19 protein-coding genes are annotated in these 18,649 nt (G+C 50.2%); 3 read left to right on the top strand and 16 right to left on the bottom strand.

Annotation, left to right across the window (positions count from 1 at the left end; translation table 11 throughout):
* Window positions 1-13: 13 nt before the first annotated feature.
* Complete coding sequence (locus QQK89_RS10115; protein WP_284238423.1) at window positions 14-1,144, bottom strand: deoxyribonuclease IV; 1,131 nt, start codon at window positions 1,142-1,144, stop codon at window positions 14-16.
* A gap of 102 nt (window positions 1,145-1,246) precedes the next feature.
* Here QQK89_RS10115 and QQK89_RS10120 point away from each other — a divergent pair, with 102 nt between their 5' ends.
* From QQK89_RS10120 to QQK89_RS10130, 3 genes are all read left to right on the top strand, one after another.
* Window positions 1,247-1,684 carry a DUF2621 domain-containing protein gene (locus QQK89_RS10120; protein WP_284238424.1) on the top strand — a complete coding sequence of 146 codons (438 nt, stop codon included), beginning with the start codon at window positions 1,247-1,249 and terminating at the stop codon, window positions 1,682-1,684.
* 156 nt (window positions 1,685-1,840) lie between these two features.
* Window positions 1,841-2,347, top strand: a complete 507-nt coding sequence (locus QQK89_RS10125) for a hypothetical protein (protein WP_284238425.1) — start codon at window positions 1,841-1,843, stop codon at window positions 2,345-2,347.
* A 17-nt stretch (window positions 2,348-2,364) separates the two neighbouring features.
* Entirely contained in the window at window positions 2,365-3,270 is a 906-nt protein-coding gene (locus QQK89_RS10130) for a TIGR01777 family oxidoreductase (RefSeq protein WP_284238426.1), read from the top strand.
* A gap of 9 nt (window positions 3,271-3,279) precedes the next feature.
* Here the strand turns inward: QQK89_RS10130 and QQK89_RS10135 are convergent, their stop codons facing one another.
* The 15 genes from QQK89_RS10135 to galU form a co-directional block, all read right to left on the bottom strand.
* Window positions 3,280-4,803 carry a DUF6382 domain-containing protein gene (locus QQK89_RS10135; protein WP_284238427.1) on the bottom strand — a complete coding sequence of 508 codons (1,524 nt, stop codon included), beginning with the start codon at window positions 4,801-4,803 and terminating at the stop codon, window positions 3,280-3,282.
* A 19-nt stretch (window positions 4,804-4,822) separates the two neighbouring features.
* Window positions 4,823-5,338, bottom strand: a complete 516-nt coding sequence (locus QQK89_RS10140) for an A24 family peptidase (RefSeq protein ID WP_284238428.1) — start codon at window positions 5,336-5,338, stop codon at window positions 4,823-4,825.
* A complete protein-coding gene (locus QQK89_RS10145) occupies window positions 5,335-6,312 on the bottom strand; it encodes a TadE/TadG family type IV pilus assembly protein (RefSeq protein WP_284238429.1) in 978 nt (325 codons plus the stop codon). The genes QQK89_RS10140 and QQK89_RS10145 overlap by 4 nt, the downstream gene beginning before the upstream one ends.
* Window positions 6,278-8,482, bottom strand: a complete 2,205-nt coding sequence (locus QQK89_RS10150; protein ID WP_284238430.1) for a hypothetical protein — start codon at window positions 8,480-8,482, stop codon at window positions 6,278-6,280. The genes QQK89_RS10145 and QQK89_RS10150 overlap by 35 nt, the downstream gene beginning before the upstream one ends.
* On the bottom strand, window positions 8,479-9,120 hold the full coding sequence (locus tag QQK89_RS10155) for a pilus assembly protein (protein ID WP_284238431.1): 642 nt from the start codon (window positions 9,118-9,120) through the stop codon (window positions 8,479-8,481). Before QQK89_RS10155 ends, QQK89_RS10150 begins: the two co-directional genes overlap by 4 nt.
* A gap of 52 nt (window positions 9,121-9,172) precedes the next feature.
* Complete coding sequence (locus tag QQK89_RS10160; protein ID WP_284238432.1) at window positions 9,173-9,364, bottom strand: Flp1 family type IVb pilin; 192 nt, start codon at window positions 9,362-9,364, stop codon at window positions 9,173-9,175.
* Between the two features lie 32 nt (window positions 9,365-9,396).
* Window positions 9,397-10,245, bottom strand: a complete 849-nt coding sequence (locus tag QQK89_RS10165; RefSeq protein WP_284238433.1) for a type II secretion system F family protein — start codon at window positions 10,243-10,245, stop codon at window positions 9,397-9,399.
* An 11-nt stretch (window positions 10,246-10,256) separates the two neighbouring features.
* On the bottom strand, window positions 10,257-11,117 hold the full coding sequence (locus QQK89_RS10170; RefSeq protein WP_284238434.1) for a type II secretion system F family protein: 861 nt from the start codon (window positions 11,115-11,117) through the stop codon (window positions 10,257-10,259).
* Window positions 11,114-12,358, bottom strand: coding sequence for a CpaF family protein (locus QQK89_RS10175; protein ID WP_284238435.1), 1,245 nt, complete (start codon window positions 12,356-12,358; stop codon window positions 11,114-11,116). The genes QQK89_RS10170 and QQK89_RS10175 overlap by 4 nt, the downstream gene beginning before the upstream one ends.
* Entirely contained in the window at window positions 12,345-13,451 is a 1,107-nt protein-coding gene (locus tag QQK89_RS10180) for a hypothetical protein (protein WP_284238436.1), read from the bottom strand. The genes QQK89_RS10175 and QQK89_RS10180 overlap by 14 nt, the downstream gene beginning before the upstream one ends.
* A 184-nt stretch (window positions 13,452-13,635) precedes the next feature.
* A complete protein-coding gene (locus QQK89_RS10185) occupies window positions 13,636-14,571 on the bottom strand; it encodes a nucleotidyltransferase family protein (protein ID WP_284238437.1) in 936 nt (311 codons plus the stop codon).
* Between the two features lie 24 nt (window positions 14,572-14,595).
* Window positions 14,596-15,435 carry a hypothetical protein gene (locus QQK89_RS10190; RefSeq protein ID WP_284238438.1) on the bottom strand — a complete coding sequence of 280 codons (840 nt, stop codon included), beginning with the start codon at window positions 15,433-15,435 and terminating at the stop codon, window positions 14,596-14,598.
* Between the two features lie 156 nt (window positions 15,436-15,591).
* Complete coding sequence (locus QQK89_RS10195) at window positions 15,592-16,968, bottom strand: sugar phosphate nucleotidyltransferase (RefSeq protein ID WP_284238439.1); 1,377 nt, start codon at window positions 16,966-16,968, stop codon at window positions 15,592-15,594.
* A gap of 27 nt (window positions 16,969-16,995) precedes the next feature.
* Complete coding sequence (locus QQK89_RS10200) at window positions 16,996-17,685, bottom strand: sugar transferase (RefSeq protein WP_284238440.1); 690 nt, start codon at window positions 17,683-17,685, stop codon at window positions 16,996-16,998.
* 12 nt (window positions 17,686-17,697) lie between these two features.
* Complete coding sequence (gene galU, locus QQK89_RS10205; RefSeq protein ID WP_284238441.1) at window positions 17,698-18,585, bottom strand: UTP--glucose-1-phosphate uridylyltransferase GalU; 888 nt, start codon at window positions 18,583-18,585, stop codon at window positions 17,698-17,700.
* Between the last annotated feature and the right edge of the window lie 64 nt (window positions 18,586-18,649).

Here is an 18,649-nt window from a genome sequence, read left to right on the forward strand (position 1 = left end):
CTTAAAGCATCGGTTACACCGTTTTAAGCAGTTGCTTGCCGGCGAACCATGCCGTAATCCGCTGGTTGATCTGCTCTTCGGACAAATCGCCCGGAAGCGCATCGCTTTCCGCCAGCATATCGAACAAACGCTCCATCGGCTCGCGCGGATCCGCTTTTTTCGCCTTGGCATCATTCTTCAGAACATCCCAAGTCGATAAAACGAACAGGCGAGGATCAACTTCCTGCTTGCCGTAGAAATGGTGCAGACGTTCGACATGGTCGAAGAACGACTCGCCGAAACGCTCCATCGCATCGCCGCGGAGCAGCGCGATTTCCGCTTCATACATAGGAAACTGCTTCTTGTCGTCTTTGCCGATCCATGGCGTTTCCAGAATGAACGGACGGCCTGCAAGCGCCTCATGATTCACGATTCTGTGAATCGCTTCATGTCCAAGCCAACCGGCGCCAATAGGCGCGTGACGGTCTTTGCCTGCGCCAACAGGGTTCTTGCTGTCATTGACATGGACGACCGCTACGCGGTTAAGTCCAACGGTTTGATCGAATTTTTGAAGCACGCCGTCCAGATCATTAATGAGATCATAACCCGCATCATGCATATGGCAGGTATCCATGCATACCGTCAAACGTTCGTTATTTTGCACTTTATCGATAATTTGAGCGATTTCCTCAAAGCTGCGGCCGATTTCCGTGCCTTTGCCGGCCATCGTCTCAAGAGCGATATTCACATTCGTGTCTTTTGTTCCTTCTAATACTTCATTCAAACCTTCCGCGATACGCGCGATCCCGAATTCGGCATCCTTGTCCGTATATGCGCCGGGATGAAGTACGATATTCCGCACGCCGATATAATCGGTACGGCGGATTTCTTCTTGCAGGAAGCGAACGGCAAGCTCAAACGTGTCGTCTTTGTAGGAGCCAAGGTTGATGATGTAAGGAGCATGCACAACAATTTCGTTAATGCCGGCCTTCTCCATCATCTGTTTGCCTTCTTCAATATATAAAGTTTCAATTGGCTTTCTGCGGGTATTCTGCGGTGCGCCGGTATAGATCATAAACGAGCTTGAACCGTAGGACACAGCTTCTTTGGCCGCAGTGAGCAGCCCCTTGTCCGAAAATGATACATGGGAACCGATTTTCAACATCTTACAAATACGCCCCTTTCGGTTGATCAACCCTTATTTTACAAGGAATGTCGAAATAAATCTAGGAATACGGTATAATTCTTCCTGAGGTGAAGGTACAGTATGAAATCAGCTCCCGATTGGTTTATGTTTTTCATTGTTTTCTGGGCTGTCGTTATGGTCGGCGCTATGGCCATCGGCGGTTTCTTCATGTTCCGCAAGTTTTTGAAGGTGCTGCCTCAGCGGGACGGCAAATCCAAGCTTGATTGGCAAAACTATTGGGTCGAGCGGAGCCGCAGCATGTGGACCGACGAATCCAAAAGTTTTCTGGACGAGCTGGTCTCTCCTGTTCCGTCCGCATTCCGGGATATCGCCAAGCATTCCATTGCCGCGAAGATCGGCCAGGTCGCTATTGATAACGGAGCTTCTGAAGTAACGCGGGATCACTGCATCGAAGGATACATACGCGCAACGCCTAAGCGTGACTACCGAAGCCTTGTTTCTTTCCTGGAACGCAAGGAAATCGACTACACGTCCTACAGGCATCTGCTCAATAAATAAAGCAGCGGCTGCTGAGATTTTTCCCGGCAGCCTATTGTTTTAAACGGTACTATTAGTGTGTACTAATCTATTGGAACCTTAAACAGGTTGTTTTCGTTAATATAGACATACCTAAATCAACAATCTTTAAGGTAAAAATTTTTAGGAGGTGCTCGTATGACAACTACGAAATCCAAGAAAAAGAGCAGCTTAATCGCGGCCAGCGCCGTACTACTCGCTGTTATGATGACCGCATCCGCTTGCGGATCGGACGACAATGCCAAGAACAATGCCGAGGGCTCGGCGGTTGAACAACCGTCCAATGCCGCACCTGACAACACCAGCAATAATACAACGAATAATAGTAACACAAGCAACAATCAGGCTGAGGGACAAAACAACGGCGTAGTAGATCCGGAAACGGCATCGCCGGATGTTGATGCAAATGCGGCTCCTGAGGATTCCGCAGTAAAAACGGGCGAAGGCGTGTTTGCCGGACAAGCCGATACAACTTCGGTTGAGATCGACTTGCCTGAAGGCCCAATGGTTCTGCAGTTTACGGACGAACTGGCCGATGAAATCAACAGCATTCCAGCGGATACAAAAGTAACGTTCGAATATACCGAGAAGGTCAGCGGAGATGTTACGCAATACTTTTTGAAAAAACTCGAAGCAAAATCCTAATAAAGGACGGATGAACGATGCGTGTTGCGGTAACGGGGGGCACCGGCTTTGTTGGCCGGGCGCTGGTGAAAGCCTTGCTCGAGAGAGGCGATGACATTTGGGTCGTATCACGGAAAAAGGCTGGTTCTTCTTCATCTAACGATTCCAGACTTCATCAAGTCACTTGGGACGAGCTCGCCGTGTCGCCGGGCAGCTTGGAGGGAACCGACGTTATTGTGAACTTAGCCGGCGAAAGTATCAACCAGCGCTGGACGGCTGCCGCCAAGCAGCGTGTTCTCCACTCGCGGACCGAAGCCGCGGCACGTATCGCGAATCTTGTTAGTCAGTTGAATCAGAAGCCGGAAGCCGTCATTAACGCTTCCGGCATTTCTGCGTATGGCAACTCTCTTACCGCGACTTTTGATGAGAGCAGTCCGCTCAAAGTAACGGATTTTCTGTCAAGCGTTGTGGAGCAATGGGAACAAGCTGCAAATGCCATCCCGGTGAAACGATTGGTTAAGCTGCGCGTAGGCGTCGTCTTGAACCGGACAGGCGGCGCGTTCCCCCTTATGGCTCTGCCTCACCGCTTATTCGCGGGAGGTAGGCTCGGAACGGGATCGCAATGGCTCTCCTGGATCCACTTGGAGGATATGGTCCGGCTTATTCTGTTTTGTATCGATCACCGGGAGATGGAAGGACCCGTTAACGGTTCGGCTCCCGAGCCCGTTACGAATGATCAATTCGGACGGGCGCTAGGTAAAGCCATAGGCCGGCCCCATTGGCTTCCCGCTCCGGCTTTTATGATGAAGGCTGTACTTGGGGAAATGTCTTCGCTGCTTCTCGAAGGACAAAGAGCGGTTCCCCGCAAAGCGATCGAGCATGGTTTTACGTTCAAATATCCCACAATCGAAAGCGCCATGAGCCAGTTAAGCGGAAAAAGCTGAAAAGGGGAGTTATCCTCCCGTCTTCAGCACATATTTGGGTCCGTTGCTGCCAGCCAGCTGAACCGTATCTCCCGGTTTGATTAAATAAGATTTGTAAGGAATCATCGACTCCCCGTTTAACATACTGCCGTTTCTGGAGCCAAGATCTTTCGCACGATAGGATCCTTCCTCCCGTTCCAGCTCCAGATGAAGTCTTGAAATTCCATGCGCCTCTTCCTCATAACTAACCTGCTCTCCTAGACGGCCCACCGTAAATTTCGAATCCCGCCAATCGAGCCAAGTACCGCCGCCTGCCCACTCCCGGTAGATTGCATATTCTGATGAAACTTCTTCTTGATCCATTAGCAAAACCGTTGCTTCTGCCGCCATTGCTTCTGCATGCTTATGCTTGCTATGAAGATCCGCGGTATTCTTCTCATAGCCGTAAAACTCCGATTCCCGCTTAATAGATATAACGCTAGCATCGTGATATGCTCTTTTCTCCGATTCTTCTCCCCCATAACGAGGCCACATGCCAAGTGGTTGAGATTCCGGAACAAACTCGTCAATGATATCGTCTTCCGATGGTTTGGCGAGCAGTTCGGCCGGCAGCCTGCGAGACCATACCATGTATAAAGCGGCTATTCCCATAAAGGTCAAACCTAAACTGATATATAGGCTGCTTTTTGAATGGGACGGCAAATAAATATATTTCCACACGCAGGCTATTACGATAACGGCAACCGCAGCCGTGATCCACATCTTTCTCCTTGCAGCTTCAGGGTTATGCTCTTGCTCCTCGAGCTCAAGCATTGGAATATTCGATTTAACAGGGGTGGCGTTATCGTAAGCCGATCTTGGATTAGACGAAACGTGTTCTCTGTCCAACTGCTCTGCAACTCTCTCGGGTGATACCGGGAACGCTGGTATAATCTTTTCTCGCATTTGAGATAATTGTTGCGGTACGTGCTGAATAAATGAGTCGCCAATAAGGCCAAGCAAAACGGACCGGAGCTCGCTAATCGGCCATTTATTGCCGTTTAGCGGCTGTAGAATACATTGAAGTCCCGCGCCGTCAATGTCTTGGATGTACGCGGTCCACCTAACGATAAGCGACAGCAAGTCGCCAGCCCCAGGAATGCCGTTAGACTCACTTTCTCTTAACGGCACGTATGCAACGGCAATATCGTTAAGCTGTTCTCCTACAAACAAATATTGATCATCAAGCAGACAACCTTCCGGACGAAGCATATAATGTTTGCATTCGTCAAAAGTTTCTACGATTCCAAGCAATAACGTATAGAACTGTTCCATCGTGAGCGGCTGAACCTGCAGACGGTGAAGCAGCATTTTTCGGCCTGCCAACGCATAACGGAAGGTAACCCTCCCGTCGATTTCCAGCCATTCCACCGGCAGAAGATGAGGGATTTTACCCGATTGCAGCATTTGCAGTTCAAGCTCGTCCAGCTCTGTTCTGCGAATTCCGTCCTTCCGGTCGACGATCATCTCATGGCCGCGGTTCATTGAAAAATCGATAATAAGCGGTAATCTCATCCATACAACCTCCTCTCAATTAACCGGATATGATCCACAAGGTTATTGCACCCGGTACAACCGCAAGCATAAAGGGAAAGGTGCGACCGCTCTTTGCCCATGTTAACCACGAAGAAGCAGTCGTCCGGATTCCAAACGGTAAAGCGGCAACAGCCATTATCCCTGCTACTATCTTTCTTGCAAACGGACGGCTAACGAGCAGCAAGACCAGTCCTAACAGCCCAGCGTACAAAATGGCGTACATCATTAATTGAAGGACGGCAATCGCCCCTAGCCAAGCTCCAAGCGCCGCAAACAACTTCACATCCCCGGCGCCGATTCCCTTGGCCAAATGCAGAAGGAGCAGCGGAACAAAACCCGCGAGCGCGCCTCCGAAAGCAAGCATTAGTCCCTGGCCTCCATGAACCGCCAAAGCGTATAAGCATCCGGCCGCCCAAAAAGGAACAGTCAGCAGATTAGGTATGGTCATTGCCTTCAGATCGGTATAAAAAGCTGCCAATAACAGTACGGTTACTGCCGCAAACGGTAAAGTCATAATGGCGGATCCCCTTTCTTCATGACATTGAAATGCATGGATACCGTCTCTCCCGACGACGAAGTCGCCGTTAATTCCCAGGTACCCGGTGTCGTATTGCCGGAAACAAGCCATGTCCATTGTACATACCCGTTCGCATCTGCCGTCGCGCTGCCCAGATGTTTGGCAACACTGGAGCCGCTCTTATAATGAACGGCAAGAGATGCAGATGCACTCGGCGAAGTTAAAGCCGTTACCGTTGCTTTATTGCCGGGACGCAGCGGCACCGGTTGAATGGAAACAATCTGTATTGGTATAACATCAGAAGATTCCGCCTGATCCTGTGCGGGTACCGCATCACTAACCCAAACCCGCTCGGACGCCTGCTCCCGCAAGATGATTTTTTTGTTTATAAAAGGCATGGCCAACGGAAATTCATATTCCGCTTCAACGGTCAAATAAGGCTCCTGCTTTTCCTTCAGATCCGGCAGCGCAAGATGCGACAACCTCAAATGCTTCTTCTGCAGCACCGCTTCGTCCGCAAATTGATGGAGCAGAGGCTGGATAGCCGTTCGTCCAAGCTCGGTAGCAGCGGCATCCGCTACCGGTTTCCAGTTCCCATCAAGTACGGCGGAAGCTAACGCGTCTGCCGGCGATGGCAGCCAACTAGCAGCTTCTTGCGCAATAGCCCCTCCCCAATCGGGAAGCGGCAAACCGATTGGACTCAAATCGGGTATGGAGGAAGTGGTATTCTGAAATGCAAGATCGGCGGGTTTTATATGAGCTGCTATTTGCCTGACGGTCTGGGAAGTTGCGGATTGCAAGGCCATCTGTACCGCGCATAAACGGATCATAATAATAAAAAGCAACAGGATAATGAGCAGCAGAGGCATGACGAGCGCGGCCTCCAGAACGATACTGCCATTCTCGCCATCTCTGGTTTCCACTCGCTTCCGCCGGCTAATAAGACCAGCCAATCGTTTGCGTGGTTTCATACTTGCCGTCAACAACCTTTCCTTGCAAGGATCCAAAGTGCCGTACAACCTCCATTACTCCCGGTAAAAACCATAACCTGGCCGATGTCTGCACCTCACCCGTCAAGGATGTTGGAACTTTGGATAACGTAACACCGCTGTTATGCTCGATGACGGCAATCATTCGGGCTAACGCCGAAGGGCGGCTGGCACCCCCGTGAATCAGCATAAACAACCGGAGATAATCCGTGTAAGATACATCCACGTTCATATATTTGGATAATGGTGCTGCACCCCGCTCCGTAAAAGCATTAAGATCCTCCATCGTTTTCTCCAAGCCATATACAATGGAGCACGACAAGATTAACAGCGGATGGGCAGCCGCTCTGCAGGATGACAAGCCTTCCATCGTTCTGATTGCCATTCGTACCCCAATCAATTCCCCATATGCTGCCGCCAAATTTGCGGTTGGACTATGAAAACCGTAAATGACATACTCTGCTTCCTGATTGCTAAATGCAATCGCATGGGCTAGTTCATTCGTATTGCCGCTAGTTAGCAGTGCGCGAAGATTTTGCGGCGAGAAAGCAGCGTAATGCGAAATGGCATACTCCGAGAAATATACAGTATCTCTCGTCTTCTCCAGCATATCGGCAAGTCCGTCAAACAATCCGCTCATCAAAGTGGTTGCTTGTTCCGTCTCTTCATGCGCATCTTGAGCAAAGGAAAGCCCTTGCGCTTCCGCCTCGGCCATTTCCTGATTAAACAAGAGATTGTTTGCATAACGCTTCTCTACTTCCTGAATAATCGAAAGATTCTCCTCCGTTTGAGGAATTAAGGTCATGCCATGCAGCAGACGGCGTGCTTCCGACCATAATTCGCTTGCGCGCGCCTCTTGCGCTTGCCGCTGCTTCTTGATTTCCTTATCCGATAGCTTCTGCTCGCGTTCGTCGAGGCTTGACCCCTTGCGCAAATAGGCTCCTTCATATTGTTCATAGGCGATACGGAGATTCAGGACGCCTTCCTTGATCTGCTCATTATGGGGATTAGGAGAAGCAAGACCGGCAGTTAGATTCGTTATAAAGCCGCCCGCTTCCATTTGCAGCGATGCAAATCCCGAAGCTTGATTAGCGATTTCGGCACTGTAATCGGCGAACCAGCTATCCGGTAATATAAGCTCATCCGCCATTTGCCGAATGTCCTTCATATCGCTCCCTGGAGAGGAATCTAGCTGCGCGGCTGTATCGCCTGCAATGGATTTACCGGTAACCCGGTCATATCCGCTATTGGAAGGAGCATGATCTGCATCTTGCTTGATGCGTTGCATCTCTTCGTTCATCCGCTTAGCCGCTTCAATCGCTTTGCCCGCTTCTAATTGCAGCTTGTCATGTTGTTTCTTTGCCGCTGAGAGCTCGCGAGACATCCCATCCGTCCACTCTCTTGCGTTTGTCTCGTATTCGTCAATGTCATCGGCGTGTTTTGGTTTTTCACCTTGCTGAATCAAACTCTTGTCGCTCAGCACCCAATTGGCATAACCAGCGTAATCACCTGCAAGTCTAACCGCATGTTTCGTTCCCGTTGCAAGCTCCAGCGCTTTGGACGGAATGAGACCCGCAATACCGCCTACGGTTTCCGCTGCTTGCCGCTGCAGCTGCAAGGCGGCAGTCAGATTCTCTTCCCGCTTGTCGTACAGCTTTCTTAGCTCCTCCAGCATATTGACGGTAACGGAAGCTTCCTTCATCGTCCCCGAGAGCGGAGCAAACTTCGATGCCAGTTCCAAGGTAAAGTCGACCGGCGCTTTATACTTCATTTCCTCTAGCACTTGCCGGGCAAAGACAGCATGATTACCCAGTACCTCCGCAACATCCGTATGAGCGGATTCAAGTTCCGCCTGCACTAGCTTGAAGGTATCCGAATGCTCAGACGAGGATTGTCCTAAATTTGCTTGCACCGTCTGTTTGAAAATTTCATCGCTCCCCGTCCCTCCCCGGCCAAACAGACCATACCGTTCATACAGCCTCTCGTCATACGCGGACAAGGAAGACCGGATGCCTGACCGGGCGGCATCTTCCGTTACTTTATGCAAGACGGCCATTCTTCCATAATCAATTAGCACCGCTGAGAAGAGCAGCAGCCCGGATAATACAACGGAGGCAAATATCGTGATCGAGCCTTGCGTTGCTTTTGTCACGGATTGCCTGCTTTCCCGCCGTCGGTATAAGCTGCAAGAGCTTTGCCGGCTTGCTGCTTCGACGTTCTGTTGTTGAATTTGGCCGTGTAGTAACGAACCATATCCACATCCCTAATGAATTGAACCGGATCAACGATACTTGCTGCTGCAGCCGTCTTAGGCTCCGACAGTCCAAGCGTCTTCTCCAGAGGAACGAGAGAAACAGGTTGTTTCAGTTGCACTGCTACTTCCCGCTTGAGCACGCTATTTGCATAAGCGATCTTCCCCTGAAACGGCAGCCCCGCTTCACCGCTTAGCCAGGAAGAGGCTTGTTGCAGCTTAACTGTTGCCAGTCCAGAAGATTCGTTATTAGGCTCACCAGGCAAGTCAATCGACACATCCGTTTGGTCAGCCGCTAGACCAAATAAAGAACCAAGCATATAATCACCGCTGACCCGCCAGTACAAGCTGTCATATTGGCCATCCCCCAGCATGCCGCTGCGAGCATTCCGATGGCTGTTATCCCAACTGAAGGATGCGCGCTCCACCACGATGGATGCCGTATAATAGAGCACAACCTTCTGATAGATATACATGCTGAATAATAGGAACATTAAGATAAGCAGAAAGACGACCGGGAACACCAGTGCCGATTCCAACGTAAAACTGCCCTCCGCATTTCTAAGCCATCGCACCCAGCTTCGCTTAACATTAATTGGTGAAAATTTTGTCCGCTTCATCATCGGCTTTGCCCATTAAACGTTCTATAAGTTCAATAATCCAATCCTTAAACAAAAGCGCAATAATGATAACGACCGCAATAATTAAAATAACTTCAAGCGTACCGAGACCGCTTTCCGAACGCCAGAAGGAACGGGCCGCTTTACCTAACTTTTTCAACATAAGTAACTTCCTCTCTATTCATCATATAATCCTTAAGACATGAGAAGCATGGCCGGAGCCGCAACAAACACCATCAGGACAAGTAAGATGCCTACCAGCGGAAAAACTAATTTGGAGGATGCTTCCTCCCCCCGAGAACGGGCAACCGCTTTGCGTTTCTCCCACAAGGAGTAGGAAATCTCGCGTAATGCCAGAACAAATTGATCGCCGCCCCTGCGATAGTTAAGCAGCATAACCGTTGTAAAGACGGAAACCTCCTGCACGGCGCAGCTTCGGTTAAACTTCTCGATTGCCTCACTGAAAGATTCGCCGTTCCTCAAAGCATGAACAACTCTTTCCCACTCTTTATATAAAGGCTGAACGGAGGAGTCCTTGCCTTCCAGGCAACGGGCGAAAGCCTGCAAGACCGGTTCGCCTGCGCCAACTAACAGCATTAATTTGCTCAGCGCTTCCGGCAGCTCGGAGACCATCGCTTGTTTTCTCCGCTCTACTTGACGCCCGGCTTCTATGAAAGGCCTCATCGGCAGCAGCAATCCGAGCACAACTCCCATGCCGATAAGAAGAGGTTCCTTGGCCAGCACGGCAAGCAAGGAGCAGCCGGTTAGAACAGCAAAGCCATAACCTGAGGATTCAGCGATAAGTAGCTTCGTCCGATTCAACGGCCACTCCGTTCCTCTCAGCAGTACCTGCTTGGAATGAAAGCTGCTGAGTGGCAGTTGAAGCTGCACATATAGTTTGCCGCGTTCAAATAATCGGTCAAAAGGCAATACGATCAGCTGCTCCTTCCAATCCTGCTTGCCTTTCTTCAGTAGGCGACCCCATGCCGCTTTGCCTATTAGCGTTATCCAGAGCAGCATCAGAAAGAGCGCAATAACCGCCATTTTATACCTCCTTACACTCGAATCCTCATAATGCGATGTATAAGCCAAAAACAAAACGCAAGAATAGCCAATCCAATCGTGAGCAGCACATAGCCGGCTCCACCGTACAGCGGCTTCATATAATCCGGAGCAAATGCGCTAAGAAATCCAAGAAAAGCAAAAGGAACGCCCATCATGATCCGGGCTTCGAACCGTTTTTGCGCAAGCAAGACGGATATTTCCTGTTTAACCTCAAGCTTCTCTCCAATCGTCTGCGAGGTCTTCTTCATCACTTCAACCAAATCGCCGCCCGAACGTTTGCATACCGCAAACACATCCGCGAATTGCGTTATGTCGTCGATATGGGCACGTCTTGCCAAGCTGCGCAATGCTTGTTCAAGCGGCTCGGCATTATCCAGACGGTGCTTAATCATCTGAAATTCGATCAATAACTCCGCGTTAGGATCCGGATACAGCATTTTTAAATCATCAATCGTGGCGAGGAATGCATTTTCTACCGAACGGCCAGCAGCTAGCGAGGAGGAAAGCGAATATAACGCCTCCTTGAATTGCAACTGCAGCCGATCCTTGCGCCGGGCAAGCAAAGCGTTCTTATATAGCCGTGGCGCAGTCAAACCTGCCATAGCAAACAAACAGGAGACAATAACCGAATGGTAGATCAGATACACGGCGATAAAAAGGATGCAGGCGCCAACTGCAACGGATCCCGTAAACTGACTGTAGGACAAACGATATTGATCATAATCCTGTAGTGGCTGTACCGGTACCCGATCCTGCTTGCCCCGCTTCGCTCCGCTGCGGAAGGATGATTCCCATCCGCACCATTCGAGCAAAACACGCAATCGTACCGCTGCGGATTGGATGATGGTCATAAGCTTGCGGCTGCCTCCTCCACAGATGAAATACCCGCCATTCGCAGCTTCTCGGTATGCTGGAGCTTGTATGTTGTGCGCCGAAGCGAACCAACCACTCTCCCGCTTTCCTCGCCTTCCTCTTCAAATTGAAATAGCGGCCTTACTGCGATCTCGCCGTCCTCTACGCCAATAATTTCGCTAATATCCGTCACACGGCGGGAACGGTCCCTGAACCGAGACAAGTGGATCACAATATCGAGTGCCGATGCGATCTGTTTACGAATGACTTGGACCGGCATCTCCGCCCCGCTCATCACCATTGTCTCGAGCCGCGACATCATATCCTTCGGCCCATTGCTGTGGCCCGTGGACATGCTTCCCGCATGCCCCGTATTCATCGCTGCCAGCATGTCTAACGCCTCGCTACCGCGAACTTCCCCTACGATGATCCGGTTGGGGCGCATCCGAAGGGAAGCGCGAATCAGGTCGCGGATCGTGATCTCCCCTTTCCCCTCGGTATTCGCGTTACGAGTTTCGAGCGACACGAGGTTCGGAACGCTGCGGATCTGCAGCTCCGCGGAATCCTCAATGGTTACAAGCCGTTCATCCCGCGGGATATACTGGGATAATGCGTTTAAAAAGGTTGTTTTCCCTGTTCCGGTACCCCCGCTTATAAAGATGTTATATTGCGCTCTTGCAAGCATCTGCAGAAACAGTGCCGCCTCTTCCGTCAACGCTCCCCTTGCGACTAGCTCGTCCATCGTAAGCGGTCGATCCGGAAATTTGCGGATCGTCATGGACGGTCCCCGTAGCGCAACCGGCGGAAGGACGATATGAACGCGGGAGCCGTCCTTCAGACGCGCGTCAACAATGGGCGAAGATTCGTTAACGACCCGGTTCACGCTTGCGACGATCGACTGGATCAGATCTTCCAGCCGTTCCTGGCTTTCGAAAGCAACGGGAAGCAGACTAAGCTGGCCATTGCGTTCAATAAAAATTTCCGAGTGATGGTTGATCATCACCTCCGTCACCGACGGATCATCCATAAGCGGCTGCAGAATGTCTAGCCCCCGAAAGGAATGGAACAACCGCCGCACAAGCGAGGCAAGCTCCGAAGCGGTAAGCGGGCTACCGCTGTTCCAGGCGAATACGGTCTGCTCTACAATAGCAGTCAATTGCTCATCCGTTACCGAACCGCTATATTCAAGGCGATCCTTAATCCGGTTCTTCAGTTCCAGAACGGCTTCATCCGTTAGCAAGTTGAACGCCTCCTTCCTCCTTCACCAGCTGACGGAACAGTCGCTCCACGGCCGCCATATAAACGGGCGAGGCATGAACGGAGGACGAGCCGCTAATGGAAACATCCGGAAGTATAGCAAAAGCCGGCTTGAACAACCTTTGTCCCGGATGCGGGTGACCGATACTGCGATTGACAATCAGCTCAAGACGACGTTCCAAGGATCGGAATTTGTCGCCGTAACGCTGCATGCCATATTGATAAGCAAGCTGGCTTTTGCGCTGAACGCCCTGATCTTCCGTTACCAGCCATAAAACGCGGTCACTTTGCTCAAGCACGGCCAAATGCAGCTCATCCATCCCTTCGTCCAGATCAACCACCATAAGATCATATTGGCCGATACCCGCAATCGCTCGAATAATAGCTTCCGCATCCGCTGCCTGAAGAGATATCCTGTCTTCAGGATTCGAGCAAGGCAACAAATAATCCGCGCGCAATCCCGCATGCCGCTTGCTATGGCTCGCAAGCCAATCGCCAACCTTGCCCGGATGCGACTGCAGCGTGTAGAGGAGTTGGGATAAACCTTCATCCGCAGCGGCCGGTCCATCCCCCAGCCAGCTATCCATAGCCGTCCATCGTTCCAAATTTAAATAGAAAACCCGCTGCCCGTTGCTTGCCGCCGTCTGAACAAATTGTCTGGCCAATGTTGTTTTCCCTACCCCTCCGGAAGCGGAATACAACGTAACAACTTGTATGGCGCGCTCGCTTATAACCGCCTGTGAAGCCGGTGCGAGAAAAGAAGCCAACCCTTGCAGCAGCCCGGGGAGTGCTTGGAACTGTATCAATTCGTGATAGACGGGAAGCTGTCCTAGAGCTGTGACGAGCGCTGCGACAGGTACCCCTTCGGGCAAAACATCAGCAGCAGCTTCCAACATTGAAGGCTGGGCGACGATTCCATGAACCGGATAACCGGACTTAAGAAACTGCACAAACGCCTCCGCATGGGTAAAAGCTGTCAGCTGCCATAACTCGCTGAAGGGACTATCCCGCACATAATCAGCCAATCTTCGTACATAATCCTGCTCCTTCACTGCAATCGCGATTTGCTGCCTCACTGCTGCCCCTGCCTTTCTTGTCACGACAAACGCAAAAAAGCACCGTAAAAGGCGCAGTTTACCTGCGGCCTTCTACGGTGCTTCCGTACTTGCCGATCGATTTGTAATGTACAAATCTTACCATTTTACTCAAATGCCCGTCAACTAAAAATTAGCTTTCCATTAAGGGATAGCTGGAGCATTCTTATTGCAATGGGGCTTCTCCCTTAGGAGACAGCCTTCTAAATTGCTGCCAAATCCTTAGGAAAGGGACATATTTCATAGGCAACTTACCGGACTCCAGCGTCTTATCTTGTTCCCCGCGGACAAGAGGAATCGACATTTGCGCCAGCCGTCTAGCTTTTGACTCAAGTGTCAGGTTATAGGCTTCTTCGGGCAACAGAGTGCCAAGCAGCTGAGTGGATAGCAAAAAAGCTTGTCCTCCAATCAACTTACTCTTACTCTGTTCAAATAGTTGATTCATTCTATTCCAATTCAGAAATTCCCCCATCAATTTGTCTAGATCAAGAAGCCATTTAAGTGATGAGCAGCCGGTTCTCGTTCCATTCATAATCAGATGCAACAGCCTGTCTTCATTCCCAAGCGTAAATACCGACTTTTGCAGGGAGCTTGCCTGCCTGCGAACCCACAATTCTTCGAAAGAAGGCGCATTTCTCGAGTCCGGGCTAAAGCTCCAACAGATATTCAGTTCAGTTTCGGTTCCCAGTTGCTGCTCCATAACGTTCGCATCCTGTTTGGAGACCAAAATATTTAAATCCCCGGTGATGCCTGTCAAAAACAAAGCCCGTACGCCATTGCTTTCAAGCAGTCCCCCAAGCCGTCCCGTCTCCTCTTGCAGTTGCAACAACTTGTGCGTATTTCTAGTATACGGAGTTAATAAATTGGCCATAACGAAATCCGGCGTCCACTGTTGTCTGGCATTTAGCCTTAGGAGTATCGGGTATAGAACGGGAAAGGTCTCATGATAAAGAGCAAGCCGGAGAAATAACGGCCAATCGATATCGCCGGCCAGCTGCATGGCTTCGTCCTCGTCCAATGGATAGTCACTGCGCAGCAACCGAAGCATGTAACGCAGTTCCTTTGGAAGAGAGCTTACATCAAGCGCCCAAGGTTGGTTCATCTTTGCTCCCCTTCTCCTTGCTTGTCACAACATACCTGACACTATTTCTTTTTCACTGACGGCATATAGAATTTGATGAACGAGTCTCTGCTCCGAATATCCGATAAGCGGCTGCTTGATTTGATAAAAAGGAATAGACAGCGCCACTCTCGTTGCGAAGGTAAACAGCCACTTCTCCAAATTCATTTCCCTTAATATCAGTTGAAGATAGGATTGATTGCGGAACAATTGAACCCGTTGCAGCAAAGTGATCTGGCTAATACTTATTTGATGGGTATTTGCTCTTTCAATCTCCAATACTCCCGCCAGCGGCAGCGGCTCATTGTGGAACATCTTTGCGACCGGATAGCCGGGATAAGCCGTCAGTTCATTGGTCTTCCCATTCATTGCTATAGCCAGAATCTCGTCGCCGAGCAGCTTATACCCCGCTTCCATAAAAGCTTCCAACGCCAATTGGCCTGTACCGTAATCCGCAATAACCGCATAAGCCTTGCCATTAATCACTACGCCGCCTGCATTGATCGGCGCAATCTCTCTTCGGACCAGCAGCATGCTGCAACAGATCCGAATAATCGTTAATCGATATTGCCCTGCTTCCGTTTGCTTGATAGGCATGACCTGAATTTGGTTATGTTTCACGCAATAAAAAGCTACATTAGGTTCATAGATCAGTACCTTTTCGTCATCGGCGATGTATTTTTTGCCTGGTTGCCAATTTGCGGTAAACTCGCTTAAATCGGCAAACGTAATCCAGGCGTCCGGCTCTGAGCCGTCATCCATAGCCGTCATCAGCTCCGGCAATTCCATTTCGCTTGCCAGACGCAACCCATACGCAGTATATAAACGGTTGTGTATATGCTCCATAATGGATCACACTCGCTCTTCTTTTTGATACTAATTGTATCATTTTATAACTATCTAATCAACAAAATGTAGCAAAATCCGATACTCTCCTCACACCCAGTTTCTGTAATAAAAGAAAAGCGCATTCGCCTCCCGCGGAGACAAATGCGCCTGCTGTTACATATTGATACAATGCTCCTCGACTTCTTCCCAAGTGTTATAGAGCTCCACGATCCGGTTATCCTCTTCCCCGTTGCCGGATTGGACGATAATGATCTCAAGCTCGGTAACCGCCCGGATGCTGTGCAGCGTCTTCATCGGGATATGAAGCACATTGCCGGCTTTCACCCGCATATAATTGCCGTTCTGGATAAATTCGCCCTCGCCTTTGACGATGGTCCATACTTCCTCCCGGTTAATATGCAGCTGATAGCTGATGTTCCGCCCTTCCAAAATCCCAACCCGCTTCGTAACGACCGTACGGCCGTCATCATAGCGCTGATCATCCAAAATCCGCGCCCACCCCCAGCTGCGTTCCTCGAACATAGGACCCTGATTGTAATTGATAAAGTCCTTCACCCTTGGACTCGCGCTTTTGTCAGCCACAAGAATGCCGTCCGGACTTACCGCTACGACAACATTAGACAATCCCAGGATGGATACCGGAATATCAATTTCGTTAATGAGATGCGTGTTTTCGCTGTCTTCGCTGATCATCCCTTTGCCGATCAGACGATTGGCCATCTCTTCCGTTAACGTATTCCATGTGCCAAGATCTTTCCAATAACCTTCGTACGGGCGGACTACGATACGCTTCGTTCGTTCGACCACTTCATAATCGAAGCTGACCTTCGGAAGCGTATGATATTGCCGGACAAGCTCCTCATAATGAAGAGGTAATCCTTTGTCCTCCATCAGCTGAATGATAAAACCTAGCTTGAAGGCAAATACGCCGCAGTTCCAAAGCGCGTCATATTGTTCAATTAAATGAGCGGCCCGTTCTTCGGACGGTTTCTCTTCGAATCGGTTAACATGACGGTAGGCTGACGACGCTTTACGCTCATCCTCGGATGGCACAATGTAACCATACTTAGACGATGGATAAGTCGGTTTCACGCCAATCAAGGCTAGGTTTGCGTCCGAATCGCGCAAAGCCGTCTCGAGTTCTTTCACTTCATCGAAAAAGCGGCTTTCCACATACGGATCTACCGGAAGGATCGCGATCACTTCATCAAGCGAGATCCCTTGCTCCGAGTAGAGATAAGCGGCGGTTAGAGCGATCGCGGCAAACGTATCTCTGCGTTCGGGTTCAATAATTAACGGCACATGGCGGCCAATCTGATTATGCATCATTTCAATCTGGGATTTGCCGGTAGCGATATAACTGCTGTCCCCAAGCCCCCGCTCCGCAATTTGTCCCCATACCCGCTGCACCATCGACACCAGCTGCCGTTGTTCATCCTCAAGCACTTTCAGGAACTGCTTGGAACGGGCATCATTGGACAGCGGCCACAGCCGTTTGCCCGATCCTCCCGATAACAGGACAAGCTTCATCCCAAACTCCTCCGTTTCACGCTCTCTCTAGTAGGCGTTTTTGGAACCAAACATAACCTTCACTGTAAGAAGCACCAGCTTCAGATCAAGCAGGAATCCACGCTCTTCGATATATCTGAGGTCAAGCTCCACCATTTCGTTGAAACTGAGCTCGTTGCGGCCGCTTACTTGCCATAGGCCTGTGCAGCCGGGCTGTACCTTCAGGCGCAGCTTATCGTAGCTGGTATATTCATTCACTTCGCGCGGCAATGCCGGACGCGGGCCAACAAGCGACATGTCGCCCCGAATGACGTTCCACAGCTGAGGGAGCTCGTCGATGCTTGTTTTGCGGATAAACTTGCCGACCTTTGTAATGCGGGGATCTTCCTTCATCTTAAACATGGCGCCTTGAATTTCATTTTGGTTCAAGAGGTTATCCAGCATGGATTCCGCGTTGGCAACCATTGAACGGAATTTGAACATTTTAAACGGCTGCTCATTGCGCCCTACCCGGGTCTGATAGAAAAAGACGGAGCCTTTAGGATTCTCGAGTTTGATGAGTAGAGCAACGATAAGAAAAAGCGGGGAGAGCAAGATAAGGCCGACCGATGCGGCAATAAGATCAAAACCGCGTTTGCCCATTAAGTAAATACGAAGAGGCCGACGCTCGTAGGGCGTATAAATAGTAGCCGCCTCAAAAACGGCTTCGAGATCATTTTGCTGAGGAGTGGGAGCCATCAATATTCACCTCTAATTAATCTTATTGGACTGCTCCCGCAGCATCATTTCTTCCATGGCAGCAAGCAGGGGAATACGGAGTTCGTCATTTTTCAGGGCAAAATCAATCGTAGTCGTAATAAAGCCAAGTTTCTCGCCGACATCGTACCGGACTCCTTCGAAGTCATAGGCATATACGCCTTGCAATTCATTAAGCTTCTGAATCGCATCGGTCAGCTGAATCTCTCCGCCGGAACCTTCTTCCTGATGCTCCAGGCAGTCAAAAATTTCAGGGGTCAGAATATAACGCCCCATAATGGCAAGATTGGAAGGCGCATGCCCTCTGGCAGGCTTCTCTACGAAACGTTTGACCTGATAGAGACGGTCAAAACTTTCTATCGGATCAACGATGCCATACCGGTCTGTCTGGTCCTCTCTAACAGCCTGAACCCCGATGACAGAGCGGTCTGTTCGCTCATATTGCTCAATTAGCTGCTTCACGCAAGGCACTGGAGATTGCACAATATCATCGCCGAGCAAGACGGCAAACGGTTCATTCCCGATGAAATTGCGCGCGCACCAGACTGCGTGGCCTAACCCTCTTGCCTCTTTTTGCCGGATATAGTGAATATCTACGTTGGAAGACCGGCGAACTTCATCAAGCAGGTCGAGCTTGCCCTTGCCAAGCAAGTTATGCTCCAGCTCGAAGGCGTGGTCGAAATGATCTTCGATGGCCCTTTTGCCTTTGCCCGTGACAATAATGATGTCTTCAATTCCGGAGGCGATCGCTTCTTCAACAATGTACTGAATTGTAGGCTTATCTACGATGGGCAGCATTTCTTTCGGCATCGCTTTGGTTGCCGGAAGGAACCGGGTTCCGAGTCCGGCAGCGGGAATAATCGCTTTTTTTACCTTGTTCATTACACTCTCACCCTCACCTATCCAATATAGTTTTCTCTATAAAATATAAGCCCTGACTTAGAGG

Origin of the sequence: Paenibacillus glycanilyticus (assembly GCF_030161375.1) — a bacterium.
GTDB classification, from domain to species: Bacteria; Bacillota; Bacilli; order Paenibacillales; family Paenibacillaceae; genus Pristimantibacillus; species Pristimantibacillus glycanilyticus_B.